Below are 12,752 nucleotides of genomic sequence, written 5' to 3'. Positions count from 1 at the left end.
TAAGAGTTGCCGCCGCGGTGCGGGTCGCATCGTGGGTAGCCCGTTCACGCATTAATTAGTAATAATCCTTGACAGCGGCTGCGACCGCCGCCACAGTCTTCGCCGTGACACCGGCGCCCCGCCCGGACTTCGGCGGGTCCGCCCCCGTGTCCACACCCCGCCCCGACCCCGCGTGCCGGCCGTCGGTCGCATCCGCCTCCGCACCCGCACCCGCCCGCCCCGCCGGGCGGCTGTCGATTAATTAGTAATTATCCTTGACGTGGCGCCCCCGCCACGCGAACCTGTAAGCGCCGCGACCAGCGCCCCGCCCCCCACCGGAGCCGGTCCCGCCGCGCGGATCCCCAGGGAGTGCTCATGACCCACCACCAGCCCAGCCGACGACGGTTCCTCGCCGGGCTCGGCGCCGCCGGCACGGCGGCCCTGCTCAGCGGCTGCGTCACCTCCGGCTCCTCCGGCAAGAGCTCCTCCGGGGGCGCGGTGACCCTCCAGTCCAACCTGTCGGCCCCGCAGGCCAAGGCCGCGATGGAGGACCTCGTCGCCGCCTACGGCGAGAAGGGCGCCGGCGAGGTCCGGCTCAACACGGTCGCGGCCGAGACCTTCCGCACCCAGCTGCCGACGTACCTCACCTCCGCCAACCCGCCGGACGTCTACACCTGGTACCCGGGGTCCGTCGCCGACGCCTACGCCCGCAAGGACCTGCTGCTCGACCTCGGCGAGGTCTGGTCCTCACCCGAACTGCGCGGCTACTCCAAGGCGCTGAACACCCTGTGCACCGCCGGCTCCGGCAGAAAGGTGTTCGTACCCACCACCTACTACTGGTGGGGCATGTTCTACCGGAAGTCGAACTTCGCGAAGTGGGGCGTCAGCGAGCCCAAGAGCTGGGACGAGTTCCTCGACCTGTGCGACACGCTCAAGAGCAAGGGCATCACCCCCATCGGACTCGGCGCGGGCGGCAACACCGCCTGGGTCGCCTCCGCCTGGTTCGACTACCTGAACATCCGCGTCAACGGCGCCACGTACCACCGCGACCTCCTCGCCGGCCGGCACCGCTTCGACGACCCCGAGGTGCGCAGGGTCTTCGACCGCTGGCGGGAGGTGCTGCCGTACTTCGACCCGGACGGCACCGCCGTCGCCTTCCAGGACGCCTCCACCTCCATGCTCAACGGCCGCAGCGCCATGATGCTGATCGGCACCTTCTTCGCCGACGCCGCCCCCAAGGACGCCCTGGACGACATCGACTTCTTCCGCTTCCCCGTCATCGACCCGAAGGTCCCGCTCGCCGAAGAGGCTCCCACCGACGGCTACTTCGCCGGCGCCCGCACCGGCCGCCGCGACGAGGTGATCGACCTGATGCGCTTCCTCGGCACCGCCGAGGCCCAGGAGATCTACATCAAGGGCTCCTCCGGCACCGTCCTGCCCTGCCACCCCGACGCCAAGGACGCCGGCACCCCGCTCGTCCTCAAGGGCCGCAAGCACATCGAGGAGGCCGCCGAGATCACCCAGTTCTTCAACCGCGACTCCAGCGACGCCCTCCAGCCCACCGCCGACAACGCGCTCACCCGCTTCATCGCCGAACCCAAGACCATAAGCTCGATCCTCACCACCTGGCAGCGCGACGCCGAGAAGATCTGGAACGCCTGACGTGGCCGTGCTGACCCCGACCAAGAGCACCTCCCCGGCCCCCGCCCCGCCCACCGGCAGGCGGCGCCGGGGAGCCGCCCGCCGCACACCCCCGCTGGTGCTCGCCTTCGTCCTGATCCCGCTGCTCGCCGAGGCCCTGTGGGTGTTCTGGCCCGCACTCCAGGGCTTCTACCTCGCCCTCACCGACTGGGACGGCGTGTCCGCGCCCACCTTCGTCGGCCTGGACAACTTCCGGGAGATGGCCGGCGACGACACCTTCCGCAGCGCCACCTGGCACACCGTGCTCTGGCTGGTCCTGTTCGGCGGCCTTTCCGCACTCCTGGGCCTCGCCACCGCGCTGCTGCTCCAGCAGGAACGCCGCGGCGTCGGCTTCTACCGGGCCGCCCTGTTCCTGCCCGTCGTCTTCTCCCTCGTCGCCACCGCCCTCGTCTGGCAGGCGATCTACCAGCCCGACGGCGTCCTCAACCAGGTCCTCGCATCCGTAGGACTCGAAAGTCTGCGGCACGCCTGGCTCGCCGACCAGGACACCGCCCTCTACGCGGTCATCGTGCCCGCCCTCTGGCGGCAGATCGGCTACGTCATGGTGCTGTACCTGGCCGGCCTCAAGGGCATCGACCCCGCCCTGTACGAGGCGGCCAAGGTCGACGGCGCCGGCGCCTGGCAGCGCCTCCGGCACATCACCCTGCCCCAGCTGCGCAGCGTCAACGCCGTCGTCCTGTCCGTCATCGTCATCGACTCGCTGCGCTCCTTCGACGTCGTGTGGTCGCTGACCCGCGGCGGCCCCTACCACTCGTCCGAGCTGCTGAGCACCTACATGTACTCCACCGCCTTCCAGTCCCTGCGCCTCGGCTACGGCTCCGCCCTCGCCGTCGTCATCTTCGTGCTCGCCTTCGGCGTCATCGCCTCCTACCTCGTCCGCGCCTTCCGGGAGGCCGACTGATGACGACCACCTCCGCGGCCGTACGCCGCCGCCGCGCCGCCACCGCCGGCTTCCACCTCGGCGCCGGCACCCTCGCGCTGCTGTGGCTGCTGCCCATCGCCCTGGTCCTGGTGACCAGCCTGCGCTCCTTCGACGACATCGCCGCCAACGGCCTGGGCAGTTGGCCGCACTCCTTCACCCTCGACAACTTCCGCCAGGCCTGGGTCGACGGCGGCCAGCAGCGCGCGCTGATCAACAGCCTGCTGGTCACCGTCCCCGCCGTGCTGCTCACCCTGGCCCTCGCCGCCATGGCCGCCTTCGCCCTCAGCCGCTACGAACTGCCCTTCCGCCGAACCCTGTTGCTGCTGATGCTCGGCGGCAACCTGCTGCCGCCGCAGATTCTGCTCATCCCGGTGTCCAAGCTGAGCGAACTCATGGGTGTGTACGACACCTTGCCCGCCCTGATCGGCGTGCAGATCGGCTTCGGCGTCGGCTTCTACGTCTTCGTCCTGCACGGCTTCATGCGCGCCATCCCCGCCGAGATCCAGCAGGCGGCCGTCGTCGACGGCGCGGGACCCTGGCAGATCTTCTGGCGGATCGTCCTCCCGCTCACCCGGCCCGCGCTGGCCGCGCTGAGCGCCCTGTCCTTCACCTGGATCTTCAACGACCTGCTGTGGGCCATCACCGTGCTGCGCAGCGACACCAAGATGCCCGTCACCGCCGCCCTCATCGGACTCCAGGGCCAGTACGTCTCCATGTGGAACGTCATCGCCGCGGGCTCCGTCATCGCCGCCGCGCCGACCGTCGCCGTGTTCCTGCGCTTCCAGCGGCACTTCGTGGCCGGCCTCAACCTGGGAGCGGTCAAGTGACGTACCGGCGCTGGACCTTGCGCACCGACACCACGAGCTACACCGTCCGGCTCTCCCCGGACGGACCCTGGGCCGAACTCGACGCCTGGGGGCCGCACGGCTGTGAGGACGGCCCGTCCGCCTACGACTGGTCCCGGCGCACCCACTTCCTCACCCCCGCCGACGCCGCCCCCGCCGAGTACCTGCCGTCAGGACTCCGCCCCTTCACCGGCGCCGACCTGGTCGCCTCCCGCCCCGGCGGCGACCGCGGGGTGTGGTGGGAGTTCGCCGGCGCCGAGGAGGGCGAGGGCTGGCTGCGGCTGGCCTTCACCGACGCCGTCCTCGGGCTGCGGACCGTCCTGTGCTACGCCACCGTCCCCGGCACCGACGTCGTCCTGCGCTGGACGCAGCACACCTGCACCGGCGACGAGCCGCTGCGCCTGGAGCGGTTCGACTCGGCCGCCGTCAACCTTCCCGCGGCCGACGGCGTACGGCTGACGTACCTCGCGGGACAGTGGGCGCAGGAGTTCCAGCGCACGCAACTCGACCTGACCCGCGGCACCTTCACCATCGGCAGCGTCCAGGGCGTGCCCGGACACGCCTACGCCCCCTGGCTCGCCGTGCAGGACCGCACCGCGCCGCACGACGGACCCGCGCCCGCCTACGGCGTCGCCCTGGAGTGGCCCGGCAACTGGCACATCACCGCCGAGGCCGAACCGGGCGGAGCCGTACGCGTCCGCGCCGGACGCGTCCCGCACGAGGGCGCGGTGCTCCTCGCCCCCGGCGACACCCTCACCACGCCCCGGCTGGCCTGCGCGTTCAGCCCTGACGGACTCGACGGACTGGCCCGCGTCCAGCACCGCTACGAACGCCGGCTCAGCGGTGAGCGCCTCCACCGCCCCCGCAAGGTGCTCTACAACTCCTGGGAGGCCACCGGCTTCGACGTCGACGCCGCCGGCCAGCTGGACCTGGCGAAGGCGGCCGCCGGCATCGGCGCCGAGCTGTTCGTCGTCGACGACGGCTGGTTCACCTGCCGCACCGACGACACCGGAGGCCTCGGCGACTGGTACCCGGACCCGACGGCCTTCCCCGACGGCTTCGACCGCTTCGTCGCCGACGTCCGCGCGCTCGGCCTCGACTTCGGCCTGTGGGTGGAGCCCGAGGCGGTCAGCCCGGGCAGCCGCCTGCACACCGAACACCCCGAGTGGGTCTACCGGATCGAGGACCGGCCCGCCCGCCTGGTCCGCAACCAGCTCCTCCTCGACCTCGGCCGCGAGGACGTCCAGGACTTCGTCACCGGCACCCTCGACCGCCTGCTCACCGCCTACGACATCAGCTACCTCAAGTGGGACATGAACCGCCCGCCCACCGAACGCGGCCGGCCCGGAGCGGGGCCCGCCGATCGCCTCGACCTGGACGCCGCCCACGTCACCGGCTACCTCCGCGTCCTCGACCACCTGCGCACCGCCCACCCGCACGTCACCGTCGAGGGCTGCGCGGGCGGCGGCGGACGCGTCGACCACGCCACCCTCGCCCGCACCGACGTCGTCTGGCCCAGCGACAACACCGCCCCGCTGGACCGGCTGCGCATCCAGTACGGCTTCCTGCACGCGCACGCCGCGCACGTGATGAGCTCCTGGGTCACCGACGCGCCCGGTCTGTTCGACCCGCGCCCGCGCAGCCTCGCCTTCCGCTTCGTCACCGCGATGTGCGGCGTGCTCGGCATCGGCGCCGACCTGCGCACCTGGAGCCCGGAGCGACACGCCGAGGCGGCCCGGTGGATCGCCCGCTACAAGCAGGTACGGGACGTCATCCACCACGGCGAGGCGCACCTCCTCGCCACGCCCGACGACCCCACCTGCGGCGTGCAGTACGACGCCCCGGACGGGACCCGCACCGTGGTCGCCGCCTTCAGCACCGGACGGCTCGACGGCGCCCCGCTCGTCCCCGGCCGCCCGGCCCGGCTGCGGCTGCGCGGCCTCGACCCCGCCGCCCGCTACCACGACACGCACACCGGCGTCACGTACGGCGGAGCCCATCTGCTGCACTACGGTCTGCCGTTCGCGTGGACCGTCCGCCACGACGCCGAACTGGTGGAGCTCGTACGGCAGTAGCCCCGCGCCGTCCCCCTGCCCGTCACCACCCCCGCCATCACCCTGCTGCACCGAAGGAGCCGGACCCCGCGATGGACCAGCCAGCACGACGCCACGGCGACCGCTACCACGGCCGAACCGCCGTGGTCACCGGAGCCGCCTCCGGCATCGGAGCCGCCACGGCCGAGCGCCTGGCGCAGGAAGGAGCCGCCGTCGTGCTCGCCGACGTCGCCGACACGGCCGGCGAGGCCGTCGCCGCCCGCATCACCGGCGCGGGCGGCCGGGCCGTGTTCGTCCGCGCCGACGTGTCCGCCGAGGCGGACTGGGACCGCGTGGTGGCCGCCGCGCACACCTTCGGCCCGGTGGACCTGCTCGTCGGCAACGCCTACACGGTGGAGGTCGCCCCCGCCCACGAACTGTCCCTCGCCTCCTGGCAGCGGCAGCTCTCCGTCAACGTCACCGGCAGCTTCCTCGGCTTCCGCGCCCTCCTCGACGACCTGCGGGCACGGCACGGCGCGGTCGTGCTGACCTCCTCCGTCCACGCCCACGCCGGCATCCCGGGCCACCCCGCCTACGCCGCCTCCAAGGGCGCCCTGCTCTCCCTGTGCGGGCAGCTCGCCGTGGAGTACGGACCGGAGATCCGCGTCAACGCCGTCGTGCCGGGCCCCATCCTCACGGCGGCCTGGGACAGGGTGCCCGCCGACGAACGCGCGCGCAGCGTCGCCGGCACCGCGGCCCGGCGCTTCGGAACCCCCGGTGAGGTGGCCGCCGCCATAGCCTTCCTGGGCAGCGACGACGCGTCCTTCGTCACCGGCTCGCACCTGCTGGTGGACGGCGGCTGGAGCGTCGTCAAGGACTCCGCATGACGACCACCGACCGTACCCCGCAGCAGAAAGGCTCTCCGACATGACGCCCTACGCCCGTCGCGGTGTGCACGGCCAGACCGTGGAAGCCCTGGCCCGCCGCATCCTGGGTGGGGAGATCCCCGAAGGCGCCACGCTCGACCTGGTGGCCCTCCAGAGCGAACTCGACGTGAGCCTCACGGCCCTGCGCGAATCGCTGAAGGTCCTCGCCGCCAAGGGCATGGTCGACGCACGCCAGAAGCGCGGCACCTTCGTCCGGGCGCGCGGCGACTGGAACCTGCTCGACGCCGACGTGCTGCGCTGGCAGTTCGAGGGCGGACGCACCACGGAGGCCGACCGCGCGCTGCTGCGCAACCTCGCCGAGGTGCGCGCCATCATCGAACCGGCCGCCGTCCGGCTCGCCGCCGCGCGCCGCACCCCCGACGACCTCGCCGCCCTCGACGACGCCATCCGGGCGATGGGCGAGGACGACAGCGACGCCGGCCACGCCGTCGCCGCCGACCTCGCCTTCCACCGGGCCCTGCTGAAGGCCACCCACAACGAACTGCTCGAACGCATGGAAATGGTCATCGAGTCGGGCCTCGCCCACCGCGACCGCATCGTGCACAGCTCCCCGCACAGCGAGAACCCTGTCCCCGCCCACCGGGCCGTCCTCGACGCGGTGCGCGAGCAGGACCCCGACGCCGCCGAGACCGCCATGCGGGCCCTGCTCGACCAGGCCGGCCGCGACCTGGAACGGATCGACGGCGACGACGAGACGGAAGGCCCCGGCCCGCAGTGAAGATCGCCCGCATAGAAACGTTCCTGGTCCCGCCGCGCTGGCTGTTCTGCCGCGTGGAGACCGACGACGGACTCGTCGGCTGGGGCGAGCCCGTCGTCGAGGGCCGCGCCGAGGTGGTGCGCAGCGCCGTCGACGTGCTGTCCGAGCACCTCATCGGCCAGGACCCGCTGCGCATCCAGGACCACTGGCAGGTGCTCACCAAGGGCGGCTTCTACCGCGGCGGACCCGTCCTCTCCAGCGCCGTCGCCGGACTCGACCAGGCCCTGTGGGACATCGCGGGACAGGCCTACGGCGCCCCCGTGCACGCCCTGCTCGGCGGCCCCGTACGCGACACCGTCCGCGTCTACGCGTGGGTCGGCGGCGACGAACCGGCCGGGCTGCGCGAGCAGATCACCGCCCAGGTCGAGGCCGGTTTCACGGCGGTCAAGATGAACGCCGCCGGCGCCACCTCCCCGCTCTCCACCCCCGCCGAGACCGCCGCCGTGATCGCCCGGGTCGCCGCGGCCCGCGACGTCCTGGGCCCCGACCGGGACGTCGCCGTCGACTTCCACGGCCGCTTCACCGCGGCCACCGCCCGCCGCGTCCTGACCGAACTCGCGCCCCTGCACCCGCTGTTCGTCGAGGAACCCGTCGTCCCCGAGCAGAGCCACCTGCTGCCCGGCCTGGTCACCGCGAGCCCCGTCCCCCTCGCCACCGGCGAACGCCTCTACTCACGCGGGGAGTTCCTGCCCGTGCTGAACGCCGGCGTCGCCGTCGTCCAGCCCGACCTCTCCCACGCGGGCGGCATCTCCGAGGTGCACCGCATCGCCTCCCTCGCCGAGACCTACGGCGCCCTGCTCGCCCCGCACTGCCCGCTCGGCCCGATCGCCCTCGCCGCCAGCCTGCAGATCGCGTTCGCCACACCGAACTTCCTGATCCAGGAGCAGAGCCGCGGGATCCACTACAACAAGGACGCCGACCTGCTGTCCTACGTCGTCGACCCCGAGCCGTTCCGCTTCGTCGCCGGGCATGCCGTACGCGGCGACCGCCCCGGCCTCGGCATCACCGTGGACGAGACCGCCGTGCGCGCCGCCGACCGCGCCGGACACGCCTGGCGCAACCCCGTGTGGCGGCACGCCGACGGCTCCTTCGCGGAGTGGTGAGCATGGCGCCGCTGCGGATCACCACCGACCTGGAGCACGGGGGACGCTGGACGTCCCTGCGGGCCGGTGACCGCGAATGGCTCTGGCGCGGGGAGGCGTCGGGGCGGGAGGCCGTCGCACCGGGGGACGCCTTCGTCGACGCGGGCGGCCTGGAGGAGTGCGTCCCCACGGTGCGAGGCACCCCCGACCACGGGGACGCGTGGGCGCGCCGCTGGTACCGGGAGGGGGAGAGCGACCGGGTCGACTGCGAGCGCTTCAGCCTCACCAGGCGCATCCGGTGTGCGGGCGCACGTGCGGAGGCCGACTACACGCTCACCGCCGACCCCGGGTTCCGGTTCGTGTGGGCGGCACACGCGCTGCTCGCCCTGTCGGACCGGGCGGTGCTGTGCGCGGCACCGGGGGCACCGACCCGCCTGTACCCGGAGGCGGCGCCGCTGGTGTCGGAGCCGTGGCCCGCCGGCGCACCGTGGCTGGAGGGGGAGTGGCCTGCCCCGTACGGGCTGCGTCTGGACCGGTTCGGTCCGGACGACGGGACGGCGGCGGGCGCGATCGTGGCGACCGACCGGGTGTGCGTTCACGACGGCTCGGAGGACCGGCTGTCCCTGTCCCTCCAGGCCGAGGGCCGGCCGGTCTCGGTCGCGTTGTGGCGGAACCTCGGTGGCTGGCCGGAGGAAAGGCCGTACCGCAGCACGGGTGTCGAACCGATGCTGGGACGGGTCTTCGACGTGGCGGAGGCGGTGGAGGGAGACGCGGCATGCGTACCGGCCTCCGGGGAGGTGGCGTGGCGGCTCACCGTGACCGCGGACTGCGGCTGCCCTTGAGGGACACCCGGGTGTGAGCTTCGCCCCACGACCGTCGTTGTCCGTACCTGAGTCCGTAAGGAAGGGAATCCGTGGTGGATCTCAAGGCCGCGCTGGCCACCCACCGCCTGGTCGCCATCGTGCGCGGAGGCGACGCCGACGCGTCGCTGAACACCGTGCTGACGCTGGCGGAGGAGGGCGTCGAACTGATCGAGGTGTCCCTCACCGGGGCCGGCGCTTTGACGGTGATCGCCCGGGCCCGCGCCGTGTTGGGCGACGCCCGCCCGCTGGGCGCCGGCACCGTCCTCACCGCCGACGACGCCCGCGCGGCGCGTGACGCGGGAGCCGACTTCCTCGTCACCCCCGCGCTCGGCGAGTCGGTGAGCGCGGCCCGCGACGTGCAACTCCCGGTGCTCGCAGGGGTGTTCACGCCGACGGAGATGGTCACCGCCCGCTCGCTGGGCGCGACGGCGCTGAAGATCTTCCCCGCGGCGCAGGCCGGGGGACCGGCGTACGTCAAGGCACTGCGCGGCCCCTTCCCGCACGAGACGCTCGTCCCGGTCGGAGGCGTCGACGAGGAAGCCGCCCGCGCCTATCTGGCAGCGGGTGCGACGGCGGTGGGCGTGGGCTCCCCGTTGACCGGCGACGCGGCCGACGGTGGAAGCCTCGCCGCCCTGCGTGCCCGCGCCCGTACGTTCATGGCAGCAGTGGCGGAGGCGACCAGGTGACCGATGAACTGCGCGCCAGCCGCCCCGACCGCCTCGAACTGGGCGAAGGCATCCGCGACGCCGACGGCCGCCTCGTGCTGGTCGACCTCCTGGCAGGCCGCTTGCTGGCCGCTCCCGACGACCCGGCGGCGCCTCTCCGCACACTGGCCCAACTGCCGTGCGTGCTGGGCGCGGTGGCACCGGTGGCCGGCCACCCCGGCCACTGGATCGCCGCGGCGGACACCGGCATCTGCCTGCTCACCCCGGACGGCACACCGCACTGGCTGGCACGACCGGAGGGGCAGGGCATGCGCATGAACGACGCCACGGCCGACCCGGCCGGCCGCTTCTGGGCGGGCAGCATGTCCTACGACGCCAAGGAGGGCGCGGGCTCCCTGTACCGCGTCGACCACGACGGCACGGTCCACCGCGTGCTGGACGGCATCACGATCCCCAACGGCCCGGCCTTCACCCCGGACGGCCGGCGGATGTATCTGGCCGACAGCGCCCGGGGCCTCGTCCGCCGGTACCCCGTCGACCCGGCGACGGGCGCGCTCGGCAGCCCCGAGGAGTTCGTACGCGTCGAGGACGGCAGCCCGGACGGCATGACGGTCGACGTCGAGGGTGCGGTGTGGATCGCGGTCTGGGGCACCGGCACGGTCCGCCGTCACCTCCCCGACGGCCGCCTCGACCGGACGGTGCGCCTGCCGGCCCGCCGGCCGGCCGGGGTGTGCCTCCAGGGCCACACCCTGCACATCACGTCGGCACGCCTCGGCCTGAAGGACCCGGGCCCGGACGACGGCGCGCTCTTCAGCACGCACGTCGCCGTACCCGGACTGCCGGCCGCCCCGTACCGGCCTGAGTTCTCCCTCCCGGAGCCGCTGTGAACACCGTCCTCATCCCCGCCGAAGGCCAGGTGGTCTGCGTCGGCGAGACGATGGCCGCCCTGACCCCTGACCCACCGGAGCCGCTGGAACGCGCCGAACACCTGCGGCTCGCCGTGGCCGGCGCGGAGTCCAACGTCGCCATGTACCTGGCCGACCACGGCATCCCCGCCGCCTGGCTCTCGGCGGTCGGCGACGACCCCCTGGGCCGACGCGTCCTGGCCGCGGTGTCGTCGGCGGGCGTCGACGTGTCGTACGTACGGACCGACCCGCACCGCCCCACCGGGCTGATGGTGAAGAACCCGGGCCCCGAGGGCACCCGCGTCCACTACCACCGTTCCGGCTCGGCGGCCTCAGCCCTGGGCCCGGACCTACTGAACCGGGAACCGGTGACGACGGCCCGCCTGCTCCACTTCTCCGGCATCACCCCCGCCCTCTCGACATCCTGCCGAGCCCTCATGGACCGCGCCCTGGAGCCGCCGGCCGCTCAACGCCCGTACGCCGTCAGCTTCGACGTGAACCACCGCGCCGCCCTGTGGCCCGCCGACGTCGCCGCACCGGTCCTCCGGCGACTGGCGAACAAGGCGGACATCGTCTTCGTCGGTCTGGACGAGGCACAGGGACTGTGGGGAAGCGACCTCACCGCCGACGACGTACGGCATCTGCTGCCCGGTCCGGGGATCGTCGTCGTCAAGGACGGATCCCGGACGGCGACGGCCTTCACACCCGAGGGCCCGGCCACCGTCCCCGCGCTGCGGACACGGGTGGTGGAACCGGTGGGAGCGGGGGACGCCTTCGCGGCGGGCTTCCTGACGGGCGTCCTGCGCGGCCAAACCCTCACCCGCGCCCTGCGCCTGGGCCACATCACGGCGGTCTCGGCCCTCCAGGTGACCGCCGACCACGGCCCCCTACCGCCCCCACGGGAGACGGAACGCCTGCTGAGCCTGAGCGACGAGGAGTGGCAGTCGCTCACCGGGCGTTGAGGGCGAGAAGCAGCGGCGATCCGACCCGCCGGAGCGCCTCCGACGGGTAAGCAACCGCCCGGCTCTCCTCTCGGAACTCTCGGTGGAAGTCCCCCATCACGTCCGCGACCGGTGCGTACCGGGCAACGAGACCGGCGATTCCAGCCGGCATCCCCCGGGGGCGCACCCCCTCCGCGCACGCCCGCACGAACGCTCTACGCTCCTCCGGCCCGTGTCCGAGCAGAGCCACGGCCAGCCAGTTCACGAGATGCGTGACGGCGTAACACGGGTCGTACGTGCGGTGCTGCTCGACGAAGTCAGCTTCGTCCGCCGCGAGTTCGAAGCGCGAGGAGAGCGCGAGGCCGAAGTCGGTGAAGAAGAGCCGCCGGCCGTCGGTGAGGATGTTCTGGAAGTGCGTGTCGAAATGCAGCAGGCCGCCCGCGTTCATGAACGAGATCCCGGCCCTCAACTCACCGTCCACCAGCGCACACGCCCGTTCGGCGGTCTCCACACCGTGGCTCATCCGCTCACTCAGCCAGTCGTGCAGGTTCTGCGGGATGTACTCCATGAACAGGAACAGACTGGCCGAGGACTGCTCCAGACCCGCGATGCGCTCGCGTACTTCGGCCGCGCCTCCCCAGTAGGCGACGGCGCGTTCGACGTCGGCCAGTTCGTCCGGCAGAGGGTGGCCGCCGTCGTCCGGCAGCACACGCCAGTGGTACATCAGCGGAAAGCCCTCGTAGTCGCCCGCGATGACCCAGTTGGTCGTCATGTGATGCGCGGCCAGCTCCCGCCACGCGCCGAAGCCAGGGCCGCCGATCGTGCCGACTCCGTAGTGGCAGAAGAGCGGGAGATCGAACAGGTTCGCCGTGGAGTGCAAGTTGTCCGGTCGCCGCTCGAGATCGGTCAGTCGCACCTGCTTGACGAACACCGGAGTCCCGGCGACGTCCAGCAGTACGGTCCGCCCGCCGATGCCGGAACCGACCGGCGTGCCGGCGTCCACGAGTTCACGCAGCCTGCGGTCACCGCACAGGGCCAGCCAGGTGGAGACGGTGCCGTGGGCGGTCAGGCGGGCGTCGCGGGACATGTCAGGATGCTTCACGCCCGCCTCC

Annotated in this window: 12 protein-coding genes; 11 read left to right on the top strand and 1 reads right to left on the bottom strand. The window is 72.9% G+C overall.

Annotation, left to right across the window (positions count from 1 at the left end; all coding sequences use genetic code 11):
- Positions 1 to 354: 354 nt before the first annotated feature.
- From ACFOSY_RS05280 to ACFOSY_RS05230, 11 genes are all read left to right on the top strand, one after another.
- On the top strand, positions 355 to 1,641 hold the full coding sequence (locus ACFOSY_RS05280; RefSeq protein WP_394305534.1) for an ABC transporter substrate-binding protein: 1,287 nt from the start codon (positions 355 to 357) through the stop codon (positions 1,639 to 1,641).
- Position 1,642: 1 nt separating this feature from the next.
- Positions 1,643 to 2,581: a carbohydrate ABC transporter permease gene (locus ACFOSY_RS05275; RefSeq protein ID WP_394305533.1), complete on the top strand. Its 939-nt coding sequence runs from the start codon at positions 1,643 to 1,645 to the stop codon at positions 2,579 to 2,581.
- Complete coding sequence (locus ACFOSY_RS05270) at positions 2,581 to 3,429, top strand: carbohydrate ABC transporter permease (RefSeq protein WP_394305532.1); 849 nt, start codon at positions 2,581 to 2,583, stop codon at positions 3,427 to 3,429. Before ACFOSY_RS05275 ends, ACFOSY_RS05270 begins: the two co-directional genes overlap by 1 nt.
- Positions 3,426 to 5,522 (top strand): alpha-galactosidase, encoded by a 2,097-nt coding sequence (locus ACFOSY_RS05265; protein ID WP_394305531.1) that lies wholly within the window; start codon positions 3,426 to 3,428, stop codon positions 5,520 to 5,522. The genes ACFOSY_RS05270 and ACFOSY_RS05265 overlap by 4 nt, the downstream gene beginning before the upstream one ends.
- A gap of 71 nt (positions 5,523 to 5,593) precedes the next feature.
- A complete protein-coding gene (locus ACFOSY_RS05260) occupies positions 5,594 to 6,367 on the top strand; it encodes an SDR family NAD(P)-dependent oxidoreductase (RefSeq protein WP_394305530.1) in 774 nt (257 codons plus the stop codon).
- Between the two features lie 40 nt (positions 6,368 to 6,407).
- Complete coding sequence (locus ACFOSY_RS05255) at positions 6,408 to 7,145, top strand: FadR/GntR family transcriptional regulator (RefSeq protein ID WP_394305529.1); 738 nt, start codon at positions 6,408 to 6,410, stop codon at positions 7,143 to 7,145.
- Positions 7,142 to 8,287 carry a galactonate dehydratase gene (gene dgoD, locus ACFOSY_RS05250; protein WP_394305528.1) on the top strand — a complete coding sequence of 382 codons (1,146 nt, stop codon included), beginning with the start codon at positions 7,142 to 7,144 and terminating at the stop codon, positions 8,285 to 8,287. The genes ACFOSY_RS05255 and dgoD overlap by 4 nt, the downstream gene beginning before the upstream one ends.
- A 2-nt stretch (positions 8,288 to 8,289) precedes the next feature.
- Entirely contained in the window at positions 8,290 to 9,108 is an 819-nt protein-coding gene (locus tag ACFOSY_RS05245) for a hypothetical protein (RefSeq protein ID WP_394305527.1), read from the top strand.
- Between the two features lie 74 nt (positions 9,109 to 9,182).
- A complete protein-coding gene (locus ACFOSY_RS05240) occupies positions 9,183 to 9,815 on the top strand; it encodes a bifunctional 4-hydroxy-2-oxoglutarate aldolase/2-dehydro-3-deoxy-phosphogluconate aldolase (RefSeq protein ID WP_394305782.1) in 633 nt (210 codons plus the stop codon).
- Positions 9,812 to 10,681: an SMP-30/gluconolactonase/LRE family protein gene (locus ACFOSY_RS05235; RefSeq protein ID WP_394305526.1), complete on the top strand. Its 870-nt coding sequence runs from the start codon at positions 9,812 to 9,814 to the stop codon at positions 10,679 to 10,681. Before ACFOSY_RS05240 ends, ACFOSY_RS05235 begins: the two co-directional genes overlap by 4 nt.
- Positions 10,678 to 11,661, top strand: a complete 984-nt coding sequence (locus ACFOSY_RS05230; RefSeq protein ID WP_394305525.1) for a sugar kinase — start codon at positions 10,678 to 10,680, stop codon at positions 11,659 to 11,661. The genes ACFOSY_RS05235 and ACFOSY_RS05230 overlap by 4 nt, the downstream gene beginning before the upstream one ends.
- Here ACFOSY_RS05230 and ACFOSY_RS05225 read toward each other — a convergent pair.
- Complete coding sequence (locus tag ACFOSY_RS05225) at positions 11,648 to 12,727, bottom strand: protein kinase family protein (protein WP_394305781.1); 1,080 nt, start codon at positions 12,725 to 12,727, stop codon at positions 11,648 to 11,650. The genes ACFOSY_RS05230 and ACFOSY_RS05225 overlap by 14 nt on opposite strands.
- Positions 12,728 to 12,752 lie beyond the last annotated feature (25 nt).

Source organism: Streptomyces lusitanus (assembly GCF_042647945.1).
GTDB lineage: Bacteria > Actinomycetota > Actinomycetes > Streptomycetales > Streptomycetaceae > Streptomyces > Streptomyces pseudogriseolus.
The sequence above is the reverse complement of the archived record's forward strand: the minus strand, read 5'-3'. Positions and strand labels throughout refer to the sequence as shown.

Excerpts from the sequence above, each read along its gene's own strand:
- ACFOSY_RS05255 (WP_394305529.1), top strand. The coding sequence starts at position 6,408 with ATGACGCCCTACGCCCGTCGCGGTGTGCACGGCCAGACCGTGGAAGCC.
- ACFOSY_RS05225 (WP_394305781.1), bottom strand. The coding sequence starts at position 12,727 with ATGTCCCGCGACGCCCGCCTGACCGCCCACGGCACCGTCTCCACCTGG.
- ACFOSY_RS05270 (WP_394305532.1), top strand. The coding sequence starts at position 2,581 with ATGACGACCACCTCCGCGGCCGTACGCCGCCGCCGCGCCGCCACCGCC.
- ACFOSY_RS05280 (WP_394305534.1), top strand. The coding sequence starts at position 355 with ATGACCCACCACCAGCCCAGCCGACGACGGTTCCTCGCCGGGCTCGGC.
- ACFOSY_RS05245 (WP_394305527.1), top strand. The coding sequence starts at position 8,290 with ATGGCGCCGCTGCGGATCACCACCGACCTGGAGCACGGGGGACGCTGG.
- ACFOSY_RS05260 (WP_394305530.1), top strand. The coding sequence starts at position 5,594 with ATGGACCAGCCAGCACGACGCCACGGCGACCGCTACCACGGCCGAACC.